The 26294-nt window shown below is 70.2% G+C and carries 32 protein-coding genes and 1 tRNA gene; 17 read left to right on the forward strand and 16 right to left on the reverse strand.

The genetic code is table 11. The features are described 5' to 3' along the window. Nucleotides 1–36 precede the first annotated feature (36 nt). The 4 genes from ACWEPL_RS38470 to ACWEPL_RS38485 are packed head-to-tail and all read right to left on the reverse strand — an operon-like array spanning nucleotide 37 to nucleotide 2348. Nucleotides 37–483, reverse strand: coding sequence for a hypothetical protein (locus ACWEPL_RS38470; protein ID WP_363962603.1), 447 nt, complete (start codon nucleotides 481–483; stop codon nucleotides 37–39). A 37-nt stretch (nucleotides 484–520) separates the two neighbouring features. Further along, nucleotides 521–1276: a MauE/DoxX family redox-associated membrane protein gene (locus tag ACWEPL_RS38475; RefSeq protein ID WP_452439062.1), complete on the reverse strand. Its 756-nt coding sequence runs from the start codon at nucleotides 1274–1276 to the stop codon at nucleotides 521–523. Nucleotides 1277–1291: 15 nt separating this feature from the next. Then, nucleotides 1292–1888, reverse strand: a complete 597-nt coding sequence (locus tag ACWEPL_RS38480; protein WP_350728549.1) for a cell wall protein — start codon at nucleotides 1886–1888, stop codon at nucleotides 1292–1294. A 10-nt stretch (nucleotides 1889–1898) separates the two neighbouring features. Beyond that, complete coding sequence (locus tag ACWEPL_RS38485; protein WP_192790359.1) at nucleotides 1899–2348, reverse strand: RlpA-like double-psi beta-barrel domain-containing protein; 450 nt, start codon at nucleotides 2346–2348, stop codon at nucleotides 1899–1901. A 154-nt stretch (nucleotides 2349–2502) separates the two neighbouring features. On the opposite strand from ACWEPL_RS38485, the gene ACWEPL_RS38490 reads away from it, so the two are divergent. The 10 genes from ACWEPL_RS38490 to ACWEPL_RS38535 all read left to right on the forward strand — a co-directional run bounded on the left by ACWEPL_RS38490 (nucleotide 2503) and on the right by ACWEPL_RS38535 (nucleotide 12633). Beyond that, complete coding sequence (locus ACWEPL_RS38490) at nucleotides 2503–3351, forward strand: alpha/beta fold hydrolase (protein WP_452439063.1); 849 nt, start codon at nucleotides 2503–2505, stop codon at nucleotides 3349–3351. 100 nt (nucleotides 3352–3451) lie between these two features. Further along, on the forward strand, nucleotides 3452–4327 hold the full coding sequence (locus ACWEPL_RS38495; RefSeq protein WP_452439064.1) for a siderophore-interacting protein: 876 nt from the start codon (nucleotides 3452–3454) through the stop codon (nucleotides 4325–4327). Nucleotides 4328–4337: 10 nt separating this feature from the next. Then, nucleotides 4338–5333, forward strand: a complete 996-nt coding sequence (locus tag ACWEPL_RS38500) for an iron-siderophore ABC transporter substrate-binding protein (protein ID WP_452439065.1) — start codon at nucleotides 4338–4340, stop codon at nucleotides 5331–5333. Continuing rightward, nucleotides 5330–6328 (forward strand): FecCD family ABC transporter permease, encoded by a 999-nt coding sequence (locus tag ACWEPL_RS38505; protein ID WP_452439066.1) that lies wholly within the window; start codon nucleotides 5330–5332, stop codon nucleotides 6326–6328. Before ACWEPL_RS38500 ends, ACWEPL_RS38505 begins: the two co-directional genes overlap by 4 nt. After that, on the forward strand, nucleotides 6325–7344 hold the full coding sequence (locus ACWEPL_RS38510; protein ID WP_452439067.1) for a FecCD family ABC transporter permease: 1020 nt from the start codon (nucleotides 6325–6327) through the stop codon (nucleotides 7342–7344). Before ACWEPL_RS38505 ends, ACWEPL_RS38510 begins: the two co-directional genes overlap by 4 nt. Before the next feature lie 129 nt (nucleotides 7345–7473). After that, a complete protein-coding gene (locus ACWEPL_RS38515) occupies nucleotides 7474–8859 on the forward strand; it encodes a family 2B encapsulin nanocompartment shell protein (RefSeq protein ID WP_452439068.1) in 1386 nt (461 codons plus the stop codon). A 38-nt stretch (nucleotides 8860–8897) separates the two neighbouring features. After that, on the forward strand, nucleotides 8898–10064 hold the full coding sequence (locus ACWEPL_RS38520) for a family 2 encapsulin nanocompartment cargo protein terpene cyclase (protein WP_363962611.1): 1167 nt from the start codon (nucleotides 8898–8900) through the stop codon (nucleotides 10062–10064). Between the two features lie 17 nt (nucleotides 10065–10081). Further along, on the forward strand, nucleotides 10082–10927 hold the full coding sequence (locus ACWEPL_RS38525; RefSeq protein WP_350728557.1) for a geranyl diphosphate 2-C-methyltransferase: 846 nt from the start codon (nucleotides 10082–10084) through the stop codon (nucleotides 10925–10927). A 78-nt stretch (nucleotides 10928–11005) separates the two neighbouring features. Further along, nucleotides 11006–11506, forward strand: a complete 501-nt coding sequence (locus ACWEPL_RS38530) for a SigE family RNA polymerase sigma factor (protein WP_363962612.1) — start codon at nucleotides 11006–11008, stop codon at nucleotides 11504–11506. Beyond that, nucleotides 11503–12633, forward strand: a complete 1131-nt coding sequence (locus ACWEPL_RS38535; RefSeq protein WP_452439069.1) for a hypothetical protein — start codon at nucleotides 11503–11505, stop codon at nucleotides 12631–12633. The genes ACWEPL_RS38530 and ACWEPL_RS38535 overlap by 4 nt, the downstream gene beginning before the upstream one ends. 45 nt (nucleotides 12634–12678) lie before the next feature. On the opposite strand, the gene ACWEPL_RS38540 is transcribed toward ACWEPL_RS38535, so the two are convergent. From ACWEPL_RS38540 to ACWEPL_RS38550, 3 genes are all read right to left on the reverse strand, one after another. After that, nucleotides 12679–13776, reverse strand: coding sequence for a hypothetical protein (locus tag ACWEPL_RS38540; protein WP_452439070.1), 1098 nt, complete (start codon nucleotides 13774–13776; stop codon nucleotides 12679–12681). Beyond that, entirely contained in the window at nucleotides 13773–14279 is a 507-nt protein-coding gene (locus tag ACWEPL_RS38545) for a SigE family RNA polymerase sigma factor (protein WP_452439071.1), read from the reverse strand. Before ACWEPL_RS38545 ends, ACWEPL_RS38540 begins: the two co-directional genes overlap by 4 nt. Before the next feature lie 122 nt (nucleotides 14280–14401). Next, the gene (locus tag ACWEPL_RS38550) at nucleotides 14402–14797 is read right to left on the reverse strand and encodes a CBS domain-containing protein (RefSeq protein WP_452439079.1); all 396 of its coding nucleotides are present in this window, start codon (nucleotides 14795–14797) and stop codon (nucleotides 14402–14404) included. A 155-nt stretch (nucleotides 14798–14952) separates the two neighbouring features. Between ACWEPL_RS38550 and ACWEPL_RS38555 the strand changes: the two genes are divergently transcribed. The 3 genes from ACWEPL_RS38555 (at nucleotide 14953) to ACWEPL_RS38565 (ending at nucleotide 17338) form a co-directional block, all read left to right on the forward strand. Continuing rightward, nucleotides 14953–15300: a hypothetical protein gene (locus tag ACWEPL_RS38555; RefSeq protein WP_225963971.1), complete on the forward strand. Its 348-nt coding sequence runs from the start codon at nucleotides 14953–14955 to the stop codon at nucleotides 15298–15300. A 12-nt stretch (nucleotides 15301–15312) separates the two neighbouring features. After that, nucleotides 15313–16155 carry a universal stress protein gene (locus tag ACWEPL_RS38560; protein ID WP_350728563.1) on the forward strand — a complete coding sequence of 281 codons (843 nt, stop codon included), beginning with the start codon at nucleotides 15313–15315 and terminating at the stop codon, nucleotides 16153–16155. Between the two features lie 118 nt (nucleotides 16156–16273). Then, nucleotides 16274–17338, forward strand: a complete 1065-nt coding sequence (locus tag ACWEPL_RS38565) for a cellulose binding domain-containing protein (protein WP_452439072.1) — start codon at nucleotides 16274–16276, stop codon at nucleotides 17336–17338. On the opposite strand, the gene ACWEPL_RS38570 is transcribed toward ACWEPL_RS38565, so the two are convergent. The 5 genes from ACWEPL_RS38570 to ACWEPL_RS38590 all read right to left on the reverse strand — a co-directional run bounded on the left by ACWEPL_RS38570 (nucleotide 17335) and on the right by ACWEPL_RS38590 (nucleotide 19988). Next, nucleotides 17335–17820 carry a YbaK/prolyl-tRNA synthetase associated domain-containing protein gene (locus ACWEPL_RS38570; protein WP_452439073.1) on the reverse strand — a complete coding sequence of 162 codons (486 nt, stop codon included), beginning with the start codon at nucleotides 17818–17820 and terminating at the stop codon, nucleotides 17335–17337. The two genes, ACWEPL_RS38565 and ACWEPL_RS38570, sit on opposite strands and share 4 nt — an antisense overlap. After that, nucleotides 17810–18112 (reverse strand): ArsR/SmtB family transcription factor, encoded by a 303-nt coding sequence (locus ACWEPL_RS38575; RefSeq protein WP_363962620.1) that lies wholly within the window; start codon nucleotides 18110–18112, stop codon nucleotides 17810–17812. The genes ACWEPL_RS38570 and ACWEPL_RS38575 overlap by 11 nt, the downstream gene beginning before the upstream one ends. Nucleotides 18113–18148: 36 nt before the next feature. Then, a complete protein-coding gene (locus tag ACWEPL_RS38580; RefSeq protein WP_363962621.1) occupies nucleotides 18149–18811 on the reverse strand; it encodes an AIM24 family protein in 663 nt (220 codons plus the stop codon). A 100-nt stretch (nucleotides 18812–18911) separates the two neighbouring features. Continuing rightward, nucleotides 18912–19550 carry a hypothetical protein gene (locus tag ACWEPL_RS38585; protein WP_350728567.1) on the reverse strand — a complete coding sequence of 213 codons (639 nt, stop codon included), beginning with the start codon at nucleotides 19548–19550 and terminating at the stop codon, nucleotides 18912–18914. A 48-nt stretch (nucleotides 19551–19598) separates the two neighbouring features. After that, nucleotides 19599–19988: a response regulator transcription factor gene (locus ACWEPL_RS38590; RefSeq protein WP_357726914.1), complete on the reverse strand. Its 390-nt coding sequence runs from the start codon at nucleotides 19986–19988 to the stop codon at nucleotides 19599–19601. Between the two features lie 116 nt (nucleotides 19989–20104). Here ACWEPL_RS38590 and ACWEPL_RS38595 point away from each other — a divergent pair. Next, nucleotides 20105–20176, forward strand: a tRNA-Arg gene (locus tag ACWEPL_RS38595). Nucleotides 20177–20362: 186 nt separating this feature from the next. On the opposite strand, the gene ACWEPL_RS38600 is transcribed toward ACWEPL_RS38595, so the two are convergent. From ACWEPL_RS38600 to ACWEPL_RS38610, 3 genes are all read right to left on the reverse strand, one after another. Then, nucleotides 20363–21187, reverse strand: coding sequence for a phosphotransferase enzyme family protein (locus ACWEPL_RS38600; RefSeq protein ID WP_452439074.1), 825 nt, complete (start codon nucleotides 21185–21187; stop codon nucleotides 20363–20365). A 493-nt stretch (nucleotides 21188–21680) separates the two neighbouring features. Continuing rightward, complete coding sequence (locus ACWEPL_RS38605) at nucleotides 21681–22442, reverse strand: hypothetical protein (RefSeq protein ID WP_452439075.1); 762 nt, start codon at nucleotides 22440–22442, stop codon at nucleotides 21681–21683. Then, nucleotides 22439–23152 (reverse strand): ABC transporter ATP-binding protein, encoded by a 714-nt coding sequence (locus ACWEPL_RS38610; RefSeq protein ID WP_452439076.1) that lies wholly within the window; start codon nucleotides 23150–23152, stop codon nucleotides 22439–22441. Before ACWEPL_RS38610 ends, ACWEPL_RS38605 begins: the two co-directional genes overlap by 4 nt. 160 nt (nucleotides 23153–23312) lie before the next feature. Here ACWEPL_RS38610 and ACWEPL_RS38615 point away from each other — a divergent pair, with 160 nt between their 5' ends. Together ACWEPL_RS38615 and ACWEPL_RS38620 are read left to right on the forward strand one after the other, a co-directional pair. Then, complete coding sequence (locus ACWEPL_RS38615) at nucleotides 23313–24443, forward strand: sensor histidine kinase (RefSeq protein ID WP_363962625.1); 1131 nt, start codon at nucleotides 23313–23315, stop codon at nucleotides 24441–24443. A gap of 4 nt (nucleotides 24444–24447) precedes the next feature. Next, nucleotides 24448–25095, forward strand: a complete 648-nt coding sequence (locus tag ACWEPL_RS38620; protein ID WP_363962626.1) for a response regulator transcription factor — start codon at nucleotides 24448–24450, stop codon at nucleotides 25093–25095. Between the two features lie 34 nt (nucleotides 25096–25129). On the opposite strand, the gene ACWEPL_RS38625 is transcribed toward ACWEPL_RS38620, so the two are convergent. After that, nucleotides 25130–25534: a RidA family protein gene (locus ACWEPL_RS38625; protein WP_452439077.1), complete on the reverse strand. Its 405-nt coding sequence runs from the start codon at nucleotides 25532–25534 to the stop codon at nucleotides 25130–25132. Between the two features lie 146 nt (nucleotides 25535–25680). Between ACWEPL_RS38625 and ACWEPL_RS38630 the strand changes: the two genes are divergently transcribed. Continuing rightward, nucleotides 25681–26061 carry a winged helix-turn-helix transcriptional regulator gene (locus tag ACWEPL_RS38630; protein WP_452439078.1) on the forward strand — a complete coding sequence of 127 codons (381 nt, stop codon included), beginning with the start codon at nucleotides 25681–25683 and terminating at the stop codon, nucleotides 26059–26061. Nucleotides 26062–26294: the final 233 nt, after the last annotated feature.

A 26294-nucleotide genomic window follows, 5' to 3' on the forward strand; every position in this document is an offset into this window, starting at 1 on the left:
CGTCCCCGCGCGGACGGGCACGGGTCGTCCCACGGCTCAGGGCGCCTTGTACTCGGCGGCCTTGCCGCAGTAGCTGATCCCGACCGGAGTGCTGCTGAACCGGCACACTTGCACGACCACACGATCGATGGCCGTGACCCCCGCCGGGTCGGACAGCGCGAGGGCGATCGCGACCTTGGCGTCGTCCGCCTTGACGGCCTCGGAGTCGACGAGGGTGGTGCCCTTGTAGGCGGAGAAGGTGGCCTGCGAGTACATCCCGTCAGGGGCGCACGACGAGATCGGCGCGTCGTCGGCCAGGAAGCCGTCTACCTTGACGACAGGCGCTTCGGCCCATTCCAGGGTCCCCTCCGTGACCCCGCGCAGGCACTGGTCACCGGAGTCGGCGTGGAAGGCGACCGCGGCCTGGGCCGCGATCGCGGGTTGAGCCGTCAGCAGGCCGGCGGCGAGCACCGCCCCTGACGCGAGCCGAGCACGTAATCGCATGGCGTCGACCTTTCGGGTGATGGATGGTGGTGCCGGGTCAGGCGCCCACGAGGGTGACCAGGACGCGCGAGGGGTCGTTCCCGGCGAGGGGGACGGCGAAGACCGCCGTGCGCTCGCGGGCCCCGAAGACGACGAAGCGCAGGCCGTCCTCGTCCCAGGTGTCCTGGACGTCGGAGGTGATCTGCGCGGACGCCGAGCAGTACGCGGGGCTTCGGTAGAGCAGGTGCAGCGAGGCGCCCAGCGGGACGTGCTCCGACGGTTGCGCGGCGAGCGGGCCGCGCAGCCGTACGCGCAGCTGCCGCAAGGGGGTCAGCCAGTAGCGGTCCAGCTCCGCCGAAAGGGCCATCAGGGCCACGGCCTCCGCCAGGCCGAGCGCCACCAGCGGCGGGCCCGGGTCCGCCGGGACGGCCAGCAGGCTCGCGGCCAGCAGGAGCCCCGCGCGGGCGAAGGCCCGCACGTCCACCGGCCTGGAGTGGGCGCCGAGGCAGCCGCAGGACGCGGCGGGCGCGGCCACGTACGAATAGGTGAGATACGCCAGGAACCCGGCGGAGAGCAGCGCGGCCATCGCGCCCTCCCAGGGCGAGACGGGCGGCAGCAGCAGGACGGCGGCCACCGCGAGCTCGGCCACCCCGACGATCCGGAGCGCCGGGACCGCGCGCGCCGCGCCGACCAGCCGGGCCAGGGCGGTCTGCCCCGCCTGTACCCGCATCCGCCGGCTGAACAGCTTCATCAGGCCTGCCCAGGCGAGGAACAGGGCGATCACGTACGGCTGCGTCGCGGCGATCCCGTGCATGCTCAATGCTCCTTCCTAGTGCGGGGAGAAGACGGTGGCGATGTCGACCTCGTTCGTGTCGGGCCGCCAGGCGCCGAGGATCTGCACGTGCTGGGCGACCCTCAGCATCGACAGGTCCGAGGTGGCCGGCGACTCGGAGTGGATCGCGACCGACTTGCCGGCCACGACGTGGCACAGCACCTCTTTGCCGTTGTGGTCGAGGTGGATGGTCTTGTCGGTGATGTTTTTGATGTGGCCCTTGATGTTGACGATGTTGAGCCAGACCGACTCGGCGGCGAGGGTGCCGTCCGGCATCCGCACGCCGCGGGCGTACAGGCCGTCGCCGGGCTTGGCCGCGTCGAACGCCACGGGGCCGAGCTTCCACAGGCTGGTGCCGTCCACGACCTTGATGTTGTGGATGACCATGTTCGAGCCGAGGACGAGCAGCGTGTTGTCCTTGATCGAACGGATCCGGCCCTCGGCGAAGTTGGGGTCGGGGGCACCCGGGTCGACGTCGAGCGCGGTGTTGGCGAAGGCCGCCTCGGGGCCGAGCGAGCCCATCGCGCTCGCGGCCACGACCGTGGCGCCGCCGCCGAGCAGGGCGGACCTGAGCATGTCTCTTCTGGTGGTCATCGTCGCCCCCTCACGCCGCGTCGATCGAGCAGGGACGCAGGCCGGTGGAGAGGCTGGCGATCTTGCTGTACGCCGCCGGCGTGAGGTCGATGATCCGGTCGGTGGCGCAGGTCGAGCCGCAGCAGCTGCGCTCGCCGCAGAACAGGTCGGTCTGCGGGCCGCAGTCGGCGATGGAGGTGACGACGCTGACGCCGCTGCACAGGTTGGTGGTGCGGTGCTGGAAACCGCAGGTCCGGCGGGAGAGGTTGAAGCCGCAGGTGTCGGGGTGGGTGATGGCCCAGCAGGCGTCGGAGGTGTTGGGCCAGGCGTGCTGGAGGCTGCCGGAGTTGCAGGTGCCACAGGCGCCCTTGCCTGTGGTGCTGCACGGTCCCCAGGCGGTGCCGCAGCAGAACCAGGAGACCTCTCCCTGGACGGCGGCGTATAAGTCGATGGGGGTCTCGGGGGGCTGGGTGCGCGCCATGCGCGTCCTCCTCGGGTGAGCTCTGGACGGTCTCGGTGGGGGGTCCTGAAACTTTCCGACTCGATCTATGAGTACCATGTAAGGATTTTTCGTCAATGCCCCTATTTTTGGCGCTTTATGGGGTCACGGGATCGTCCCATGATCTACTGAGCCAATGAATACGACGGGCGTGGCAAAGGTCGACGGCATCCGGTTGCACTACACGCGGGCCGGCGACGGGCCCCTGGTGGTGCTGCTGCACGGCTGGCCGCAGACCGGTCACTGCTGGCGGCACATCGTCGAGCCGCTGGCAGACGAGTTCACGGTGGTGGCTCCCGACCTGCGGGGGTACGGGCTGAGCGACAAGCCGGCCGGCGGCTACGACAAGCGGCGGATGGCCGCGGACATGGCGGAACTGGTGGACGCGCTCGGGTTCGGGCGGGCCGCGGTCGTCGGGCACGATCGCGGCGCGCGGGTGGCCCACCGCTGGGGTCTCGACCGTCCCGACCAGGTCGGCAAGGTCGCGGTGCTGGACATCGTGCCGACGCGCGAGATGTTCCGCCGCCTGGACGCGACCGTGGCCGCGGGCTACTGGCACTGGCTCTTCCACCTGCAGCCCGACCTGCCCGAACGCCTGGTGGGGCACGACGTCCGGGGCTATCTGGAGTACTTCTTCGAGCGCTGGACGTACAACCGGCACGGCCTGCCCGCCGAGGCGGTCGACGTCTACGTCCAGGCGTTCGGCCGTCCGGGTGCCCTGCGCGCCGGGTTCGACGACTACCGGGCGCACGAGCGCGACCTCGCGCTCGACGACGAGGACGCCGCCGCGGGGCGCCGCCTGACCATGCCCGTGCTGGCCCTGTGGGGGTCGGTGGGGCTGCCGGCGCGGTTGCCGTCGGAGGAGATCTGGCGGGAGTACGCCGCCGACGTCACCGCCGCCGAGATCCCCGAGTGCGGGCACTTCATCGCCGAGGAACGCCCGGAGGCCCTGCTCGCCCACCTGCGGGAGTTCCTGCGCCGCTGACCGGGACGCGGGTCCGGCGTGGCGTTCGCGATCGTGATGGGTTAGGTTAGCCTCACCTAATGATTGCGGCGGGAGGCTGGCGCTGGTGGAGCCCTATCGCATGTTCGACGTGCGTGTGGCCAGGTTGGAACGGTTGAGCCCATCGTTCCTCCGGGTCACCTTCACAGGGGAGGACCTGGGCATATTCGCCGACAACGGCTACGACCAGCGGATCAAGCTCATCCTCCCCCTCCCCGGCCACGGCCTCGCCCACCTGCCCACCGGCTCCGACTGGTTCCCGCGGTGGCGCGAGCTGGACGACGACAGGCGCAACCCCATCCGCACGTACACGGCCAGGCTGGTCAGGCAGGCCGAGCGCGAGGTGGACGTCGACGTGGTCATGCACCCCGGCGGCGACGGGCCGGTGGCGCGGTGGGCGCAGGAGGTGCGGCCCGATGACGTCGCGGTGCTGTTCGGCGGCGACGCGCGGCACCCCGAAGCGCACGGGAACGTGGTGTTCCAGCCGCCGGCCGGCACCGGCACGGTGCTGATCGCCGGCGACGAGACGGCCGTCCCCGCGATCTGCTCCATCCTCGAAAGGCTCCCCGACGGCTTCACGGGCACCGCGCTCATGGAGGTGCCCTGCGAGCAGGACTTCCTGGAGGTCCGGACCGCCAGCCAGGTGAAGATCGAGTGGCTGGCCAGGGGCGACGCCGAGCGCGGCGCCCTGCTGGAGGCGGCCCTGCGGTCGGCCGCCGGCACGCTGCTGCCGCCGCTGCCCGTGCCCGACACGTTCGATGACGTGGACGTCGACGTGGAGGAGCTGTGGGAGGTGCCGGAGGAGGAGAGCACGGAGCCGCTGTACGCCTGGCTGGCCGGCGAGGCGGCGGTGATCAGGTCCCTGCGGCGATACCTGGTCGCCGAGCGCGGCATGGACCGGCGCGCGGTGGCCTTCATGGGCTACTGGCGCCAGGGCCGCGCCGAGCACAACGAGTGAGGAGCGTTCCATGACCCGCGCACTCGCCCTCGTGGCACTCGTCCTGATCACCATCGCGGGCTGCGGCTCGACGCGCCCCGCCGCCTCCCCACCGTCCGCCGCCGCCGTCAAGATGGCGCACAAGTACGGCGAGACCGCTGTCCCCGCCGCCCCCAAGCGCATCGTCACCGTCGGCCTGCTCGAACAGGACGCCCTGCTGGCCCTCGGCGTCACCCCGGTCGGGGCCACGACGTGGATCGGCGACTACCCGGGCGCGATCGGCCCCTGGGCCAAGGACGAGCTGGGCACCGCGCCCCTCCCGCAGGTCCTCACGGACACCGGCAGCGGCCCCCAGTTCGAGAAGATCGCGGCACTCAAGCCCGACCTGATCCTGGCCCTCTACTCGGGTCTCACCCAGGAGCAGTACACGACGCTGTCGAAGATCGCGCCGACCGTGGCCCAGCCCAAGGAGTACATCGACTACGGCATCCCCTGGCAGGAGCTCACCAGGAAGGTCGGCGTCGCCGTCGGCCGCGCCACCGAGGCGGACACGCTGGTCAAGCAGGTCGAGGACCGGTTCGCGCAGGTGCGGAAGGAGCATCCGGAGTTCCAGGGCAAGACCGCGCTGATGGCCACCGTCTACGAGGGCTACTTCGTCTTCGGCAGCCAGGACCCGCGCTCCCGCCTGCTCGCCTCGCTCGGGTTCAAGCTGCCCGACGGCCTAGACCAGGCGATCGGCGACAAGTTCGGCGCGAACATCAGCCGCGAGCGCCTCGACCTGGTCGACACCGGCGTGATCGTCTGGAGCTCCGCCGACGTCGCCAAGGACCAGGGCACGCTGCACGCCGACAGCGTCTACAAGGGGCTCGGCGTCGTGAAGGAGGGCCGGGAGGTCTTCCTGCAGGAGAACACCGACCAGGGCAACGCCGTCTCCTTCGTGACCGTGCTGAGCCTGCCGTACATGCTCGACGGGCTGGTGCCGCGGCTCGCCGCGGCCGCCGACGGCGACCCGGCGACCAAGGCGTGAGACCCCTCGCACTGTCGGCTGGCGCGCTCGTCCTGGTCTGCCTGCTGTCGCTCTCGCTGGGCGCCCGCCAGGTCCCGCCCGACCAGGTGGTGGGTGCGCTGGCGGGGACCGTGACCGACCGCGACGTCCTCGACGTGATCTGGTCGGTACGGGTGCCGCGCACGCTGGTCGGCGTGCTGGCGGGGGCGGCGCTCGGCCTGTCGGGCGCCCTCATGCAGGCGCTGACCCGCAACCCGCTCGCGGACCCGGGCGTGCTCGGCGTCAGCGCCGGCGCCGCGTTCGCGGTCGTCGTGTCCATCGGTGTGCTGGGCGTCTCGGCGCTTGCCGGATTCGTCTGGTTCGCCTTCGCGGGGGCGCTGGTCGCGAGCGTCCTCGTCTACGCGCTGGCCGGGCTGGGCCGCGACGGGAGCACGCCGGTCAAGCTGGCCCTCGCCGGGGTCGCGGTGACGTTCCTGCTGAGCTCGGTGACCAGCGCGTTCGTGCTCGTGGACCCGGAGTCGCTGGGCCGCTACCGGTTCTGGTCGGCGGGGTCGCTGTCCGGCGCGGGCGCGGACGTGCTGCCGCAGCTCCTGCCGTTCGTGCTCGCCGGGTCGGCGCTCGCCCTGGCCTGCGGGCCCGCGCTCAACAGCCTCGCGCTCGGCGATGACGTGGCCAGAGGGCTGGGCCGCCGGGTGGGCCTGGTCCGGGCGCGGGCGGCGGCGGCCGTGATGCTGCTGACGGGGGCCGCCGTGGCGGCCATCGGGCCCGTGGTCTTCGTCGGGCTGGTTGTGCCGCATCTGGCGCGGCTCGTCGCGCGGCCGGGCGGCTCCGAGACCGACCACCGGCTGCTGCTGCCGACGGCCGCGCTGCTCGGGCCCTGCCTGCTGATCGCGGCCGACGTGGTGGGCCGGGTGGTGGCGCCGCCGATCGAGGTGCAGGCCGGGCTGCTCGTGGCGTTCGTCGGCGGGCCGTTCTTCGTCGTCCTGGCCCGGCGTAAGCACCTGGCGGAGCTATGACCCAGCTGACCTTCAGGCTGTCCGTGCCGCCCGTCTCCGGGGTGCTGCGCCCGCGCGTCATCGTGGTCTGCCTGGCCCTGGCCGGGGTCGCGTTCCTGGCCTTCTGCCTGGGCATCGGGCTCGGCGAGGTCCCGCTCGGCCTCGGCGAGGTGATCCAGGCGCTCGCCGGCGCGGGCGACCAGGGCACCGCGTTCGTGGTGGGAGAGCTGCGCCTGCCCAGGGCGCTGACCGGGCTGCTGGCGGGCGCCGCCTTCGGGGTGTCGGGCGCGCTGTTCCAGACGATGACGCGCAACCCGCTCGCCAGCCCCGACATGATCGGCGTCACGCAGGGGGCGGGCCTGGCCGTGGTCGCGGGGATCGTCATGGGTGCCGGCGGGCTCCAGGTGCTGGGCTTCGCGGGCGCGGTGGTCGTGGCGCTGCTGACGTACCTGCTGGCCTGGCGGCGCGGCGCGAGCGGCTACCGGATCGTGCTCGTCGGGGTGGGCGTGTCGTGGATGTGCACGAGCGCCACCGAGTACCTCATGGTCACCACCGGGAACTTCCAGGCGCAGCAGGCGCTGGGCTGGCTGTTCGGCAACCTGAACGGGCGCGACTGGGGCCACGTGGCGCCGCTCGCGCCGGCCCTGGCCGTCCTCGTGCCCGCCGCGCTCCTCCTCGGCCGCTGGACACGCGCGCTGCAGCTCGGTGACGAGGTGGCCGTCGTGCTCGGGGCGCCGGTGCAGGCGGCGCGGCTGACGCTGCTGCTGACCGGGGTGGCGCTGGTCGCGTTCGGCACCGCGGCGGCCGGTCCGGTCGCGTTCGTGGCGCTGGCCGCGCCGCAGATCGCGCAGCGGCTGGCCCGCACCGCCTGGCCGCCGCCGCTGGCCGCCGGGCTCGCCGGATCGTTCATCGTGCTGGCCGCCGACGTCGTCGCGCGGCTGCTGATCCCGGACGTCGAACTGCCGGTCGGCGTGGTCACCGGCGTGCTGGGGGCGCCCCTCCTGCTGTGGCTTTTGGCTCGCGCCCGCCGCCGTTAGATCGCTACCGCAGCGGGGTTAGCAGTACGTGACCATCAAGACACTCTACGGATTGTGTCAGCCTGACTACGTTCAGTGGTGAATGCCTCACGGACATCTGCTGTCACAGGCGAGCGATTGCGAGGGAACATGTCGACGGAGCCTCGGTTGAGCTTGGACACCCGGGCCGCGCGCAACCTGGCCACCACCACCAAGACGCGCCCGCAGATGCAGGCGATCACCTCCCGCTGGCTCCTGCGCAGGCTGCCGTGGGTCGACGTGCGCGGCGGCACCTACCGGGTCAACCGCCGGCTGACGCACCACATCGGGCGCGGCCGGGTGAGCGTGGTGCTCAACGGGGCGGACGACGTGCTCATCGTCCCGCAGACGCTCCAGGAGATCCCCCTGCTGCGCGGCTTCGACGACCTCGACGCGCTGGCGGCGATCGCCTCGACGTTCGCGCCGCGGGAGTTCCAGGCGGGAGAGGTCATCGCCGCGGCGGGCACGCCGGTCACCGACACGTACGTGATCGCCCACGGCCGGCTCGAACGGCTGGCCGCCGGCGCGTACGGCGACGCGCAGGCCCTCGGCGTTCTCACCGACGGCGCGCACCTGGGCGACGACGCGCTCGTGCAGGAGAGCCCCCGATGGCCGTTCACGGTCAGGGCCGCCACCTCCGGCACGATCCTGGTGGCACCGCGCCACGAGATCCAGCAGCTGCTCGGCGACACCCCCGCCCTGCGCGAGCACGTCGTCCGCTACCTGGAGGAGACGCGCAAGCCGGTCAACCGCCGCGGCGAGGCGGCCGTCGCGCTCGCCTCGGGGCACGCGGGCGAGCCGGTCATCGACGGCACGTTCGTCGACTACGACATCCGGCCCCGCGAGTACGAGCTCAGCGTCACGCAGACCATCCTGCGGGTCCACACCCGCGTGGCCGACCTCTTCAACGACCCGATGAGCCAGCTCGAACAGCAGCTGCGCCTGACGGTCCACGAGATCCGCGAGCGCGAGGAGTGGGAGCTGGTCAACAACCGCGAGTTCGGCCTGCTGCACAACACCGACTACGACCAGCGGATCAGCACCTGGTCCGGCCCGCCGACCCCCGACGACCTGGACGACCTGATCAGCATGCGGCGCAAGACCAAGATGCTGCTCGCCCACCCCAAGGCGATCGCCGCGTTCTTCAGGGAGTGCAACAAGCGCGGGCTGGTGCCGGGCAGCGCCGACGTCGACGGCCACGAGATCCCGGCCTGGCGCGGCATCCCGATCTTCCCCTGCGGCAAGATCCCGATCTCCGAGCACCAGACCACCTCCATCCTGGCCCTGCGCACGGGGGAGGAGGACCAGGGGGTCGTCGGCCTCTACCAGACCGGCCTCCCGGAGGAGCACGAGCCGGGGCTCAACGCCCGCTTCATGGGCATCAACTCCCAGGCCGTGATGTCGTACCTGGTCAGCGCCTACTACTCGGCGGCGATCCTGGTGCCCGACGCCATCGGCATCCTCGAGAACGTCGACGTCTCCGCGCCGCGCTCCTGACCGCCCGACTCCGGCTCGACTCCAGGAAGGGGCGCGTCATGCCCGAGATCGCAGCAGGTCCCACCGGTCTGGGCACCTCCGCGCTGCGCCTGCCGCTCTTCGACCGCCATCCCGTGCCACGGCCCGACGAAAGGGACGGGCACGAGCCGCCCAGGCCCGCTCCGATGGATCCCGCGCAGGCGGCGCGCAGCGCCGCCTACCGCCACAGTCTCGCCCCGCTGCCCTACCGGGAACGGCAGTGGGGCGACGGGACCTATCCGCCGCTCTACTGCCCCGAGCTCGTCAGGAACGACCAGGAGCTGGGCGACGAGGTGGACCGGCGGCTGGTGGCGTGGGCGGAGCGGATCGGCCTGCACGAGGGGCGCATGGAGGAGTTCGGCGCGACCGGCTACGGGCGGCTGGCCATGCTCGCCCACCCCGACGCCGACGACCCCGACCTGCTGCTGATCGCGGCGCAGACGAACGCCGCCTGGTGGGCGGCCGACGACTACTACGCCGACGAGACCGAGCTGGGCGCCACGCCGACGGAGCTGCCGCCGCGGCTCGCCCTCGTGACCTCGGCCATGGACCCGCCTCCGCCCGCGGGCGACTACACGCGCCAGCTCGAGGAGGCGATCGAGGCCGATCCCGTCCTGGTCTCCCTGCGGGCGTCCGTCAGCCACATCACCCGCCACGCCACCCCGTCGCAGGTCATGCGGATCTGCAACATCACTTCCCAGATGTACGTGAGCTGGGCCGCCTACGCCGCCTGGCGCTACCTGGAGACGCCGCCGCCCGTGTGGCGCTACCTCGCGGCCCGGCAGCACGACAGCTTCTACACGTCCATGACGCTCATCGACATCGTGGGCGCGTACGAACTCCCCGCCAATCTCTTCTTCGACAGGAGGTTCCACACTGCGCTCATGCAGGCGGGCACCGCCAGCGTCCTCGTCAACGACCTGCACTCCGTCGCCAGGGAGGCGGCCGACGAGCTCCCCGACTCCAACGTGATCCTGCTGATCGCCGCCGAGGAGGGCTGCCCCATCCGTGAGGCGACCGAACGAGCCGTGTCCATGCACAACGACTTCGTCAGAGGTTTCGAGGCCAGCCGGCTTGCGCTCGACGCCGTACCGTCCGTCGAGCTGAAGCGGTTCCTGCGCGGGGCGCAGAGCTGGATGGCCGGCTGCGTCGAATGGCACGACACCACCAGCCGCTACAAGTCCTAGAGAGAGGAGCATTGCCGATGACGGCCAGTCCCGTACTCAGCACCTACTACCAGCACTCCGTCGCCGACTACTGGAACACCGAGAAGAACCCGGTCAACCTCCGACTGGGTGAGGTCGACGGGATCTACCACCACCACTATGGCATCGGCGAGGTGGACTGGTCGGTCCTTGAAGGCCCGGAAGACACCCGCGAGAAACGCATCATCGAGGAGCTTCACCGGCTCGAGCACGCGCAGGCCGACCTCCTCATCGGCCAGCTCGGCGCCCTGCGGCCCGAGCACCGGGCCATGGACGCCGGCTGCGGCCGTGGCGGCTCCAGCCTCCTGGTCAACCGCAGGTACGGCTGCCAGGTAGACGGCGTGTCCATCTCCGAGTCCCAGGTGGCCTTCGCCAACGAACAGGCGGAGAAGCGCGGTGTGTCCGACAAGGTGCGCTTCCATTTCCGCAACATGCTCGACACCGGCTTCGAACCTGGAACGTTCCAGGCGATCTGGAACAACGAGAGCACGATGTACGTCGAGCTGTCGCTGCTGTTCGCCGCGCACGCCCGCCTCCTGAGCCGGGGCGGCCGGTACGTGTGCATCACCGGCTGCTACAACGACGCCTACGGCCTGCCCTCGCGTGCCGTGAGCCAGATCAACGCCCACTACATCTGCGACATCCACCCCCGCAGCACCTACTTCAAGGAGATGGCGGCCAACCGCCTCGTCCCCATCGACGTCATCGACCTCACCGCCGCGACCATCCCCTATTGGGAGCTGCGCGCCAAGACCCACCTCGCGACGGGGATCGAGCAGGCGTTCCTCGACGCGTACAAGGACGGCAGCTTCCAGTACCTGCTCATCGCCGCCGACCGCATCTGACGGTGATTCCCCCTCCATTCAACAAATCCACCGCCAAGTCCGTCTGAGGGGAGACCGATCACGGAAAGGCGATGGTAAGTGGAAGACGACCCCCGGTTCGCGGAGTTCGTCGCCGAACGCGCCAACGCGCTGCTGCGCTACGGCTACGCCCTGAGCGGCAATCCGCACGACGCGGCGGATCTGACGCAGGAGGCGCTGGTCAGGCTGCACCGGGCGTGGGCGCGCGTGCGCAGGAAGGAGGACCCGGAGCGCTACACCAAGGCGATCATGGCCAGGCTGCACATCAGCGCCTGGCGGCGCCGCCGCCGCGAGCAGCTCGCCTGGGCCCTCCCGGAGACGCCGATCGAGGACGTGCTGCCCTCCGACGCCGACCAGGAGCTCTGGCAGGCGCTCGAAGGGCTGCCACGCAAGCAGCGCGCCGTCCTCGTCCTGCGCTTCTACGAGCAGCTCCACGACTCGGAGATCGCCGGCGTGCTCGGCATCTCCCAGGGGACCGTACGCAGCCATGCGTCGCTCGGTCTGGCCAAGCTCCGTTCCGCGATCGCCCACCGTACGTCCGCGAGGAGGAGCGCCCCATGAGCACGGATCTGGAAGACGACCTGAGCCGGGTGCTCGGCCGTGCCGCCGAGGGGGCGCCGCAGGCCCCGATCGGCTTCCCCGGCCGGATCGCGGCGCGCTCCCGCCGCCGCAGGACGCGTACGCAGGCGCTGGTGGCGGCGGTCGCCATGGTGATCGTCGGCGTGACGGTACGCGGCATCGACGGGGCGCAGGTGGCGCAGACCAAGCTGCCCGACCCCGTCGAGACAGTCTGGCCCGGCGCGGTCTGGAAGATTCCCCGGCAGCTCCCGGGCGTCCCGGACTTCCGTCCGGCGATCTTCATCGACGACCGCACGGTGCTCCTGTGGACGGAAAAGAGCGGCGAGCGGGCCGACGCCATCTACGCCTACGACCTCGGCACCGGCCGGACCCGGAAGATCGCGGACGTCCCCTCCGCGTACGCCTTCACGGTCGGCGCGGGCCGCATCGTCTGGCAGACGATCGACAGGAACGACCACACGCGGTTCTGGTCGGTGCCGGTCTCTGGAGGGAAGCCCGCCGCCATCGACACCGGCGGCCCGGTCAAAGCGCGCGGTGAGAAGCTGACCGTGGTCGGCGACCGGGTGGCGTTCTCACTGGTCCAAGGCGGGGTCTTCACGTTCCCTTTGAGGGGCGGGCGCGTGACCCCCGTCGCCGGTGCGGAGCGGCACCACATCCTGCGCTGGCCGTGGGTGGCGACCCCGAGCGAGTACACGCAGGACCGCGAGCCCAGCTTCCGGGAGCTGCTCAACGCCGAGACCGGGCAGGCGAGCAGGGCGGTCGTCCGGCCGGGGGAGAGGTACGTGAGGTGCGGCGTGACGACGTGCGTCGGCATGAGGCCCGACGACACGCGCTTCTACCGGCTGCGCGACGGTTCGCGGGAACGGGATCTGCCCGGCTCCTCGGTGCTCGGGCTGGGCGACGACCGGTTCATGGCCGCCGATCCGCCTGGTGCCGCAGGCGGTCAGGTGCTGCTCGACCTGGCCACCGGCAAACAGGGGGACCTGGGCCTGCGGCCGAGCGACAAGGGCCGGATGACCGGGGTGGAGCCGGGCATCCTCGACGGCGGCCTGGTGTCCTATGCGCTTAAGGACCAGTACGTGATCATCGACCTCGCCAGGATCCACTGATCTCCGCCTCAGGCGAGGGCGAGACCTGTCTCGCCCTCGCGGCGGCTACTTCCCGGCGCCCTTTCCGGGCAGGACCAGGCTGGTCCAGGGCCCGCTGGCGTAGTCGGCCAGGCGCCGGGCCTTCCCGGTTTCGATGTTGACCGCATACGTGCTGGTTTGCTTGCGGGCGCTGAGGATCACGACCTCGGACGGGCTCTGCCAGATGGTGGCGCCGTGGAAGCCGTCGCCCTTCGGCAGACCGCGGATCGGCACCTTCCGCACGATCCGCCCGGTCTTGGCGTCGAGGACGGTTAGCGCCGGCTCCTTGTCCTTGTAGTCGCGGGCGACCACCGTGCGGCCGTCCGGAGCGAGCTCGCTGAAGAGGATGAACGTCCCGTCGAAGCGCACCGGCTTGCCCCCGCCGGTGACGGGCATCAGCCACATGTCGGTCTTGACGTTGCGGAGCAGCTGGGCGATGCCGGCCTTGATGCTGATGATCTCGAACTGGTCGGGGACCCGCACCGTCTTGCCGGTGCGTACGTCGATCAGCAGCCCGGTGTCCCTCTTGCTCCCCACCCGCGGATCGAAGCCCACGTACCGGCCGTCGTCGGAGACGACGAGCTGGGTGCCGATCTGGATCTGCTCCTCCTTCACCTTGAAGGGGGAGGTCGACACGGCGCCGGTCGTCAGGTCGCGGACCACGTGGGCCTGGGCCTCGCGGCTGTAGTAGGCGAGCATGCGCCCGTCCCGGCTGATCGCGATGGGGCTGTAACCGCCCTTGCGGGTGGCTGCCAGCGCCTGCGGCACCCGGTACGTCGTGCCGGCGCGGGTGACCACCCGCCATTCCTGGACGCGGCAGTTGGTGACCTGAAGGTCCGCGGACACGTCGCAGGGCGTCTTGTACCCGTACTCGACCGCCCCCACCTTCCCGTCGGGCAGGTCGGCCACCGGGTCCGTGCTTTGCGGGGCGGCCGGGTGGGCCCCGCGGGGCCAGACCACCGTCCCGACCGCCACCGACGCCACCAGCGCCGCGACCGTCGCGACGGTGGTCGCCGCCATCGTGGCGCGCCGCCTGCGCCGGTGACCGGCGATGGCCGCGTCGGCCAGGCTCACCAGCGGTGCCTCCTCCGCGAGACCGCTCAGCGCCTCGCGCAGCCTGGTCATCGAACTACCTCCTGCAGGTACGGGTCAGCCAGCTCGGGCGCGAGCGCGCGCAGGCGGGCGAGGGCGTGATGGGTCTGGCTCTTGACGTTGCCGATCGAGCAGCCGAGCGCTTCGGCCGTCTGCGCCTCGGTGAGGTCCTCCCAGTAGCGCAGCACGATCACTGCCCGCTGCTTGCGGGTCAGCTTGGCCAGCGCCTGGCGCAGGACGATCCGGTCGAGCGTGGCGTTGTCATGGGAGGCGCCCTGCTCCGGTGGTGCGGCGCTCAGCACCTCGGGCCGGGGGCGGCGGCGCCAGGCCAGGTACTGGTTGACCAGGGCCTTGCGCGTGTATGCCTCGGGATTGCCCTCCTTGGCCAGCTTGGGCCAGTGCTTCACAATCTTGGTCAAGACGCTCTGCAACAGGTCCTCGGCGAGGTGGGCGTCCCCCACGAGCAGGTACGCAGTCCGCATCAGCGCTTGCTGGCGAGCGAGCACGAACTCGCGGAAGCCGTCGTGACGATCCAATGTGCTGTCTCCTCTCGCCCCTTACCAATGCGGTCCTGGGACGAAAGGTTGCACATCCGTCTCTGCTTTCACATGGTGAGGGGGCCCCGCTCTGGGACCCCCTCGCATCTGATAGGTCGCGTTTACGCGGGTGCGTACACGCGGTGGACGAACTCGGCGAGCTTGTTGTCCGGCAGCTCCTTCGCCAGATCGGCCTCGGTGACCATGCCCACGATCCGGTGGTTCTCGATCACGGGCAGCCGCTTGATCTGGTGCTGCGTCATCTTCTGCAGCGCCTCCTCGACGCTGCTGTGGGCGTCGACCCAGACCAGCCCGTGGGCGAGCTCACTCGCGGTGGTCTGGTCGATGTCCTTGCCCTCGGCGCAACACTTGATCACGATGTCGCGGTCGGTGATGATCCCTTTGAGCCGGTCGTCGTCCCCGCAGATCGGCAACGCGCCGACCGAAAGATCACGCATCATCTGCGCGGCCGTGCGGAGGCTGTCGTGTTCGCCGACGCACTGCGCTCCGCGGTGCATCACGTCCTGGACTGTTTTTCCGACTCCCGATGTGCCCATTTCTACCTCCTCCGAGAGGGGTCGAAGGAATCTTCAATCTGAGCCCTACCCCGCCTGCGGGAGATCGCACGAGGTTTGGCGAGGGCGCTGGGCGGTATGCTCCCATCAGGGGACATATGAAAAAGATCGCCGCTGTCGCAGGACTCGTGGTCATGGCCACGTCCGGCGTGACCGCCGCCTTCGGAGACGGTACCGCCCAGCACGAAGTGAGTCAGCAGCAGTACGACACCCTCATCTCCCAGTGCCGCTATGCCGACCAGGGCAAGGCGAAGTGCCGTGAGGCGGTCAAGGAGATGTACCGCATCGGCAAATACGACAAGACGCTCGACTGTCGCACGTATTCCGGCGTGACCGTATGCGGCACGCTCAAGCTCAGTAAGGCCGAACGCCAGTGCGTTCGCGAATCCGTCTCCGCGGGGCTGACGTACCGCCGCGCCGAGGTGGAGTGCTACGCCTTCACCTGAGGAGCCAGTTCCATGATCATCGTCGGCGTTGACGGCTCGAGGACCGGGTTGGACGCCGCCGGCTGGGCCGCCACGGAGGCGGCGCTGAGACAGGTGCCGCTTACCGTGGCGCACGCCGTTCCGAAGTGGGTGTGCGAGGAGACCGACGGACACTACGCCGAGGTCGGCCGGTGGCTGCGCGAGGGAGCGAAATCGGTGCTGATCTCCGCGCGGGACCGCGCTCTGCGGGAGCGGCCGGAGATCACGGTGGAGACCGTCCTGCTGCCCGGCGACCCCCGCTCCGCGCTGGTCAAGGTCTCGGAGAACGCCGAACTGCTGGTCGCGGGCAGCCGGGGCGTCGGCGGCGTGCGCGGGCTGCTGGTGGGGTCCGTCGCGTACGGTATCGCCGCGCACGCGGTCACGGACGTCGTCCTGGTACGCGCCCGCCCCTCGACCCCGCGCGGCGAGATCGTGGTGGGGGTCGACGGGTCTCCCGGGGGCGTACGGGCGCTGGGCTTCGCGTTCGCCGAGGCCGAATTGCGCGGTACGAAGCTGCGCGCCGTACACGCGTGGGCCTGGCCGCATCCGAGCGGGTTCGAGCCGGCCGACCGTGACGGCGAGCTGGACCAGTCGCGCGAGCTGGACGCGCTCCTGGCGGGGCACCGGGAGCGGCATCCGGGGGTGGAGGTGGTGCCGGAGGTCGTGCACGGCCACCCCGTCGAGGTGCTGCGGGAGGCGGCGGCCGAGGCGGATCTGCTGGTGGTCGGCACGCACGGGCGCAGCCAGTTCGCCGGGATGCTCATGGGCTCGATCAGCCAGGCCATGCTCCACCACGCCCCCTGCCCGCTCGCCGTGGTCCGCAGGGAGCGGGTCTGAAAGTTACACGCCGATCCCGGCGTTCGCGCAGGTCGCCGCCTCGCGCGGGGCTCGCCGCCTTCCCGCCGTACCGGCGCCGTCCTTACGATCTGCGCAGGCTACGACGGGAGAGCAGACGATGCGCAGGACCAGCACCTTGCTGGCGGCGATGCTGGCGTTCGCCGCGGCGGTGTTATTCGCGACGACCACGCAGGCCAGCGGTGCCGCCGCCACCCGGATCATGCCTCTGGGCGACTCGATCACCGGCTCTCCGGGCTGCTGGCGGGCGCTGCTCTGGAACCGGCTCCAGAGCACCGGCTACACCAACATCGACTTCGTCGGCACCCTCCCGCCGCAGGGCTGCGGCGTCTCGTACGACGGCGACAACGAGGGCCACGGCGGCTACCTGGCCACCAACATCGCCAACCAGAGCCAGCTGCCCGGCTGGCTCTCGGCGACCAAACCCGACATCGTGCTGATGCACCTCGGCACGAACGATGTGTGGAGCAACATCGCGCCGGCGACGATCCTCAGCGCGTTCACCACGCTCGTGAACCAGATGCGGGCCGGCAACCCCAACATGAAGATCCTCGTCGCCAAGATCATCCCCATGAACCCGTCCACCTGCGCCGACTGCGGCCAGCGCGCCGTGAACTTCAACAACGCCATCCCCGCCTGGGCGGCCGCGACCACCACGCAGCAGTCGCCGATCACGGTGGTGGACCAGTGGACGGGGTTCAGCACGAGCACGGACACCAACGACGGCGTGCACCCGAACTCGACCGGTGACCAGAAGATGTCCGACAAGTGGTACCCGCCCCTGGTGAGCGCCCTGTCGGGGATCACCCCCACCTCGACGCCCACCGTCACCCCCACCCCCACTCCCACTCCCACTCCCACTCCCGGTGGCGGGTGCACGGCGACGTACAAGAACGCCAACCAGTGGCAGGACGGCTTCCAGGGCGAGGTCACCGTCAAGAACACCGGCGCCTCGGCCATGAGCGCGTGGACGGTGCAGTGGACGTTCGCGAACGGGCAGCGGATCAGCCAGCTCTGGAACGGCACGCTGAGCGCGACCGGCTCCGCGGTGACCGTGCGCAACGTGGCCTGGAACGGCTCGCTCGCGCCGGGGGCCTCGACCACGTTCGGCTTCATCGCCTCGTGGAGCGGCACGAACACCGCCCCCACGCCCACCTGCTCCTAGTTCGCTGTGATGGGGGCCACTCTGGGCTCGGCCAGCCGCACGTAGTCGTCGGTGGCCAGCGCGACGGACCGGTCGAGCCTGGCGGCGTTGAAGTACAGCTCGGGCTGGTCGAGCAGCGTCGGGTCCGCGATCAGCTCGAGCCGGGGGTCGTAGCTGAACGGGAGCACGGTCCCGCTCATGCTGCCGGCCAGCTCCTCGGCCTTGTCCTTGGCGGCGAAGGCCACGTACGTGCCGTCCAGCAGCGACTTGACCGCCTGCAGGTCGAGCCGGGCGTTTCCGGGCACGACGGCCAGCACGTGCCGGGTCTGCTTCTTGCCGATCTTGACCATCACGACGAGGCACTTGGCGGCCTGCGCGACGTCGTGCCCGCGCAGGGCGCTGACCTCGTCGGTCCGCCCCTCCGGCGCGTGCTCGATCACCCGGTAGCGGGCGCCCGCGGCGTCCATGTCGGAGATCAGCCGCTCGTACAGCTCACCAGCCACTGCTCAACAACTCCTTCGCCGCGGCGATCCGGTCCTCGTCGCGCTGGTAGAACACCCACTGCTTGATCTTCCTGCCGCGGATCAGTCCCGCCTTGGCGAGCACCTTGAGGTGCTCGCCGCAGGTGGGCTGGCTCACGCCGAGCTTCTCGGCGATGAAGAGCGAGCAAACTCCGTCGCGTACGAGGTCGCCGTCGCGTTGCGGCGGGAAGTGTCGCTCGGGATCGCGCAGCCAATCGAGGATCAGCAGCCGCTTGTCATTGGCCAGTGCCTTGACCAGGTCGACGTCCAGCACAAAGGTATTATGGCAATTAGCTAATTACCTGTCTACCTAGGACTGGGTCACGACGGGCGCCCCTTCGCTGGCCTGCACCAACACGAACCCCTGCCCGCTGAACGCCAGCTGCATGGCCTCCCCGCTGCCCCGCCCGATCAGCGCCCCCACCTTCATCGTCCGGTTGACGCCGACGTGCAGCCCCGTGCTCCAGCACACGGCGGACTGGCCGTCGGCGTACGTGGGCATGCGGGCGGCATCGAGCAGCACCGGCGTGCCGTGCGTGGTCACCGCCACCCACCCGGTCCCGGTGACCGTCGTGTTGAACAGCCCGCCCGCCGCGATCCCGGCCCCCTGCACGCGCTGGATGTCCCAGGTGAGCTGCGGCTGGAACGCCAGCAGGTTGCGCCCGTTGACGGTGATCCCCTCGTTCTCCAGGTAGAACAGGTGGATGTCGTCGGCGTTGTCGGCGAGGTAGAGCAGCCCCTCGCCGCGTACGCGCATGAGGGACGCGCCCTCGCCCGTCACGGCCTTCTTGAACAGCTTGCCGAGCCCGCCGCCCTCGTAGTCGAAGTCCATCTTCCCCTGGAAGGCGACCATGGAGCCCTGCTTGGCCAGGACCTCGTGCGGCAGCTGCACGCGCAGCATCTTGCCGTTCTGGAGCGCGAAGCCGGGTGGCAGCTGCTGGGACTCGAGATTGCCGAAAATGGAGCTACGCACGGTTGGACCTTCCTAGGCTCGGGAGGGGGACGCTACGGCCCACCGTACGCAAACTTTTCACAAAAGAAGCCGCCGGACTTTTCACAAAAGAAGCCGCCGGCTAGAACTGCCCTCGCGCCTCTTCCACCCACGCCAGCACGGTTGCCGCTTTCTCGGCACCGGCGATCTCAGCGGCCTCGTCCAGCACCGCCACGGCGTCCTCACGCCGCCCCTCCGCGGCAGCGATATACGCCAGCCCCACCAGATTGGCCGCCACCCCGGCCATGAACCCGAGCTCCCGGCGCAGCCGTACGGACTCCTCCAGCCGTTCGCGCGCCGCCGGCAGCCGTCCGGCCATGTGCTCGGCGATGCCCAGGTGGCGCAGGACGTACGAGAGGGTCAGCTTGTCGCCGGCCTGCGTCGCCAGCTCATGGGCCCGCTCCAGAGCCGCCGCCGCGGGCGCCTCGTCCCCGCGGACGACCTGATGGAAGGTCCCGACCCAGAGCAGCGCCTCACCCTCACCCCGGACATCCCCGAGCGCCCGGTAAAGCTCCGCGGCCCTCTCGAACAGCCTCAGCTCTTCGTCGCCCTGCTCGCCCTGCCCATCGAGAAACCGGCCGTGCATGATCCGCCCTCGAACCAGCGCAAGATCGGCCTCCACGCCGTCCAGCCCCCGATCGGCGGCCTCCAGCCCGGCCACATCCCCGCCGAAAACGGCCCGCTCATAGAGCTCCTTGGCCCGCTCAAGCCGCCCGTCCATGCCCACCACTCCCATCAGATCCGGGGGAGCGAGGGAATCGGGCCGCCCCTATCCCTTGCCGGCCGCCGTCGCCAGATCCCGTACGACCTGAATCAACTCGGCCGGATCGAACGGCTTGGTCAGATAAGCGTCGACCCCGATCCCCAACCCCCGCCGCCTATCATCGTCCTGCGCCCGCGCCGTGATCAACACCACCTTGATATGCCTGGTGGCCTCCTCGGTCCGCAACCTCTGCGCCGTCGTCCATCCATCCAGGCACGGCATCATCACGTCCAACGTGATGACGTCCGGCATGACGTCGAGCACACGATCAAGGCAGTCCTGCCCATCGGTGGCGGTCGCGACCTCGAACCCCTCCAGGTTCAGGTTGACCGCGATGAGCTGCCGGATGACCTCGTCGTCGTCCACGACCAGTACTTTCCCAAGAACCTCGCCCACGGGCGCCAAGGTAACCTGTAGCGAGGTTGTCACGGGTGGTTTTCGCTGGATGTGTTCAAGGACCTTTATCGTGTGCCGAGTGGTGCCGGGATGCTGATAGCCTTATCACTCGTCGAGCCCCCTTAGCTCAGGGGATAGAGCACCGGCCTCCGGAGCCGGGTGCGTAGGTTCGAATCCTACAGGGGGCACTCGAGATCTCCATCGAAAGATGGGCAAGGACCTGCGGAAACGCAGGTCCTTTTGCGTTCCGGCGTGTGACACTCGCTGCCACCGATCCCATGATCACGTACGAGGAGCGTACGATCGGCCAAGGCCAGGATCACGGTAGACCCCGGCATCAACAGTCGGCTGGCTGCGATCTCGAAGGCCCGCGATCAGCCATGGGTGTCCGGCCCTTTGCGATCGAGCGCTGCTCTGATCTGGCTGAGCCACTCTGTGCCCAGTTGGCGCCCGTTCGGGAGTTGGTCGCCTCGATCCCAGCGCCACGTTGTGATCATCGCCAGCATGAGGATCCGGCACTCGCGCAGCAAGTCTTGATCGACACCCTGATAGTGCTCGCTGACTTCTTCGGGCGCATGGGCGAGGTCGAATTCGACAGGCCCACGGCAGCATGTCTCGAAGTCTATGAACAGCAGCCCGTTCTTCGTGGTGAGCACGTTGCCCGGGTGCGGCTCGCCGTGCACCAGCTGCTCGGCGCCGCCGCGCTCGCCGATCACTCGTCTCAGGCTTCGTAACGTGTCGCCGAGCAGTTCCCGGTCCGCGTCGGCGAGCGCCGGAGTTTGGTCGCGGTTCGCCAGGAGTTGTTGAGCCTGCTCGACTCGATCCGTGAAGTGCGGCGTCGGGACATCGAGTTCGCGCATGCCGGTGTGCAGCCGCTCGAGCGCATTGGCGTAGTCGGCTGGTGAGATCTCTTGAGGTGTCACGGGTTCGTAGTAGGTCCACAGCGTGACCGCGAAGCCGTCACGCTCATGGACGCGTGGCTCCACTCGAGGCTCGAGAGCAGCCACAGGACACCCGGAGTCGGCGAGCCGCTGAGCAAGGTCGACTTCGAACTGTGCGACCTGATGCGCTACGGGTGCCACCCGGGCCAGGACGTCACAAGGCAGTAGGCGCAGAGTGAGCTTGTTCGAGTCATGAAGAACGATCGCGTCGTCGGCTGTCAGGCCGAGTGAGGAAGCGGTCGACATGGCCGCGGCCACCGCACGCGGGACCTCTGACGCCTGCATCTTCGCCTGGTGTCCTCTCCCTTGAGCGCTGCCGTACTCTCCAAGCGGTGCAACCTGGGCACCATACCAAGTTGTCGATAGAGCCGCGGTGGCGCGAAGTCCAGCTGCGCCCGGGAAAGCATTTGGCCGCCAACTGCAGGCCCTCCTGCTACGACTCGACACCGCGTGCCGTGCCGCCGACGACCTCGCCTTGAAGGCGTACGCCGGATCGGCTCCCATCGCCCGCGCCTCGGGCAAAGCCTGTGGTTCACCACCGCAAGGTGGTCAGCGTGCGGGGTCGGTCCCGTTGCGTTGCGCCAGACGGGTCGGGGCGCGCTCGTTCGGGGCGGCACTGATCGCGATCGGGGTCTGGTAGATGATCTTGTCCGCTTGCCGGCCGCTCGCTCGCCTCGGAGGTTTGAGGACCTCCAGCGTCTCCAGCAGGGCAGACTGGTCCAGGTCACGTGCACAAGCGCAGGTGGAGCCGTCAGTTCACGTCCTTTCTGACGGCGCGCAGAACCCCGAGCCCGCCTGGGATGACGATCCAGGCCAGCACGGACGTGGCCAGGCGGGCGGCGGCTTCCCACGTCCAAGCCCCGCCCATGAGCGGGTTGGTCGTCGTGTTGAGGTCCAGCCACGCGGCCAGGGTCTCGCCCGCCCCGCCGAGTTGCGCGACGAAGCTCCACAGTGCCGTACCGGCCATGCAGATCACGATGGCTGCCGGGGCGTTGAGCAGCAGCAGGCCCATCGCCAGGCCCTGCGCGGTCATCAGCACCATCACCGTGATCCACCCGAGCACGGTCTGCGGGGCGACGTACCAGGATGCCTCCACACCCCGTGCCGCCGCCGCGACGGCCGTCGCCGGCACCGCCGCCACCAGCGCGAACAGGCATGCCACCACGGCCGTGCCCAGTGTCGGCAGGCACTTGGCCGCCAGGACCCGCGCCCGTCGCGGCTCCAGCGCGAACGTCGTCAGCGCCGTACGGTGGCTCCACTCCGCCGTCAAAGTCAGCACGGCCAGCACGGGCAGCAGGATCCCCAGCGCGATGGCCGCGCTGCCGGCCAGCGTGAACAGCTTCGGTGGCCCGGTCTGCACGATGGCCCGGCCGGCGACGAGCGCGACCGCCAGGACGGCCAGGACCCCTGTCATGATCATGCTGCTGCGCGTGTCGAACAGCTTGCGGGTCTCGGCCCGCAGCAACCGGCCGAAGGGGATGCGGCCCGTGCCGGGCTCCGGTTCGCGAGTCACGCGGGGCTCCTGTCGGCGTCGGAGGTCAGGTCGAGGAAGGTCCGTTCGAGGCCGTGGCCCCGGCTCAGCTCGGCGACCGTGCCCTGGGCCAGCACCCGGCCCCGGCCGATCATGACGATGTGGTCGGCGACCTGCTCGACCTCGTGCAGCAGGTGCGAGCTGAGCAGCACCGCGCAGCCGCCGTCGGCCAGGTCGCGCAGCAGCCCGCGCATCCACTGGATGCCCTGCGGGTCGAGGCCGTTGACGGGCTCGTCCAGGATGAGCGCCCGCGGCCGGCCGAGCAGCGCGTGGCCGATGCCGAGCCGCTGGCGCATGCCCAGCGAGTAGCCGCCCACGGCCCGCCCGCCCTCGCGCCCGGACAGGCCCACCATCTCCAGGACCTCGCCGACGCGCGATCTGGGCAGGCCGAGCATCAGCGCACCCAGGGTGAGCACCTCCCTGCCGCTGCGGCCGGGATGGTGGGCGCCGGCGTCGAGCAGCGTTCCGACGTCGTAGCCGGGGCGGTCGAGCCGCGCGTACGGCCGGCCGAGCACGGTCGCCGAGCCCGACGTGGGCCGGGTGAGCCCGGTCAGGATGCGCAGAGCGGTGGATTTTCCGGCCCCGTTGGGGCCGAGGAAGCCGGTGACGGCGCCCGGCGGCGCGGTGAAGGACACGTCGTCGAGGGCCGTCACCCCCTTGTACGCCTTGCTGACGCGCTGGAATTCGATCACGGTGCAAGTCCACAGGAACGGGACCCGCCCGCTCATCGGACCTGGGGCGACGACCACACCGCCCCGGGTCCAGATCTCGCGGACGGATGTGGACCCAGGTCTGCACGACGGTAGACCCAGGTCGCTAAAACCGCAGGCCGGAGCTCCTTAGGCTGGAGCCGTGCACGATTCGTCCCTCGACCCCGGCCCCGACCGCATGGCCGCCGCCCTGCCCTACCTGCTCGCCGCGCTGCCCCTCGGCCTGACGCTGATCGTGCTGGCCGCCCGCGCGTCCTCGACCCCTCCCCCCAAGGCGTTCGTCGACATGGCCCTGGGCGTCGCCGCGCTCGTCCTGCTGCGCTGGCGGCATCGCGGGCCGTGGCAGACCGCGCTGGCCACGGCGCTGGCCACCGCCTTCTCCTTCACGGCGCTCGGTCCGGCCGTCGTCGCGTACGGGTCGCTGGCCGCGTACCGGCGCTGGCGGCAGACGGCGACGGTGGCGGTCGTGTTCTGGTTGTGCGTCGTGTCCTCCACCCGGTGGTCGGACAACCGCCTGCTGACTCTCGTGTACGCGGTGGCCGCGGCCGTGATCCTGGCCGGGAGCACCCTGTTCGGGCTCTACCTGGCCGGCCGGCGCGATCTGGCCGCCGCCCGGCAGGCCGCCGTGGTCGCGGCGCAGGCGCAGTGGGTGGAACAGGCCAAGCTGGAGGAGCGGCTCAAGATAGCCCAGGAGATGCACGACGTGCTGGCGCACCGGATCTCGCTGCTGGCGATGCTGGCGGGCGGGCTGGCGTACCGCGAGAACCTGTCTCCCGAGCAGACCCGCGAGGCCGCGCTGGCCATCCAGGAGAACGCGCACCAGTCGCTCAACGAGCTGCGCGCCGTGCTCGGCACGCTGCGGCGCGAGGACGGCCTCGCGCCTCCGCAGCCGACGCTGGCGCACCTGGAGGCCCTGTTCGACGAGGTACGGGCCGCCGGGCAGCGGGTCGAGGTGGACGACGCCATCTCCTGCCGCGACGCGTTGCCGGCGCAGACGGGGCGGCACGCGTACCGGATCGTGCAGGAGGCGCTCACGAACGCGCGCAAGCACGCGCCGGGCAGCCCCGTGACGGCCGAGCTGGGCGGACGGCCCGGCGAGGGCCTGCGGATCCGGGTGAGCAACGCGGCCCCGCCCGGCGGTCCCACGGGGCCCGGAGGGCGGCTGGGGCTGGTGGGGCTGGCGGAACGGACCCGGATGGCCGGCGGAACGCTCACGCACGCCGTACGAGATGGGCGGTTTGTCCTGGACGCCCGGTTGCCGTGGGAGGCTTGAACCCGTGATCAGAGTGGTGATCGTGGACGACGACCCGATGGTGCGCACGGGGCTGCGCCTCATCCTGGGCGGCGAGCCCGATCTCGACCTGGCCGGCGAGGCCGGGGACGGCAAGCAGGCCATGGACGTGATCCGCGACCTGCGGCCGGACGTCGTGCTGATGGACATCCGCATGCCGGAGCAGGACGGCCTCGTCACCACCGAGCTGCTCCTCAGCCGGCCGGCGCCGCCCCGGATCCTGGTGCTGACGACGTTCGACGCCGACGACCTCGTGCTGCGCGCCCTGCGGCTCGGCGCGCACGGCTTCCTGCTGAAGGACGCGCCGCCGCCGAAGATGATCGAGGCCGTGCGGGCCGTGGCCCGGGGTGAGCCGGTGTTGTCGCCGAGCGTGGCGCGCCAGGTCATCGCGGCCGCCACCGGTGGCCACGAGCCGCGCAGGCCGCGGGCGCTGGCGGAGCTGGCCGTGCTCACCGAGCGGGAGCGGGAGGTCGCGATCGAGGTGGCCAGGGGCGCCTCGAACGCCGAGATCGCCGCGAGCCTGTCGGTCAGCGTGGCGACCGTGAAGGCCAACATCACCCGCATCTTCGCCAAACTGGGCACCGACAACCGGGTTCACGTGGCCATGAAGGTCCGCGACGCCGGCCTCCTCTGACGCTGACACGCCCCGCATGACGCTTGTACGCCTCTCAATCGATGATGGCGGTGACCTCGGCCTCGATGAGAATGCCGGGCTCGAAGAGGATGTCGACCCCGATCAGCGCGAGCGGCGGCGTGGCGAGGTCGAACTCGAGGGCCGCCTGTTCGATTCCCGCGTTGAAGGCGTCGTACATCTCTCTCTTCCAGCCTGCGGCATACCACGTGAAGCGGACGACGTCGTGGAACGTCGCTCCTGCCGCGTCCAGCGCCTTGGCGACATTGCGGTAGACCTGGGCGACCTGTCCGGCGAGGTCGCCCGGTGCCACGAGCTCGCCGTTCTCGTCCCAGGCGACCTGTCCCGCGATGTGGACCTGCCTGCTGCCCGTCGCCACCGCGACGTGGTGGTAGATCGGGACTCGGACATGCTGGCCAGGGTTGATGAGCGAGACGGCCATGAGATTTCCCATCGGTCTTTTCGTTACGTCAGGTGAGCGCAAGGCGGCGGACGGCCTGACTTCGTGGTCTCTTGCGGTTACTGGGAAACCATAGGAGAGTGTTCGTTGACGTGGAAGAACGAACTTTTCAGTGACTGGGGAACCAGATGGTGACCAAGCAGTTCATGGGCTCGTCCAATAAGGCGGATCTGAGGCGCGCGGACTCCCTGGCGCGGGAGATCTTCTCGGATGTCGCCAACAAGTGGGCGTTGCTGATCATCGAGGCGCTCGGTGAGCGCACCCTGCGCTTCAGCGAGCTGCGGGACGAGGTCGAGGGCATCAGCCACAAGATGCTCACCCAGAACCTGCGCATGCTGGAGCGCAACGGCCTGGCCGAGCGAAAGGTGTACCCCACCGTGCCGCCGCGGGTGGAGTACACCCTCACCGAGCCGGGCCAGGCCCTGCGGGCGACGGTCGACCTGATCTGCGGCTGGACCCACCAGTACTTCGGTCACATCGAGGCCGCCCGCCGCGGCTTCGACGCCTGACTGCTCACGTAGGCCGGCGGCAGGCAGCCCGATCAACCGGATCAGGGGCGGAAAAAATGCCTGACTAACCTCGGGCTTTCGCGGTGAATTTCGCGCAGATTGATCAACTACATAAGAAAAGTGCTTCTGAGCTGGGATGATGGGGCTTGTCTAAGGTCCTGTCCCCGCCAGATCGAGAAGCACTTTCCACGTGAAGACTATCGCCTCCCACCACACCATCACCGCCTCCGCCG

It is taken from the genome of Nonomuraea sp. NPDC004186 (genome assembly GCF_053603495.1).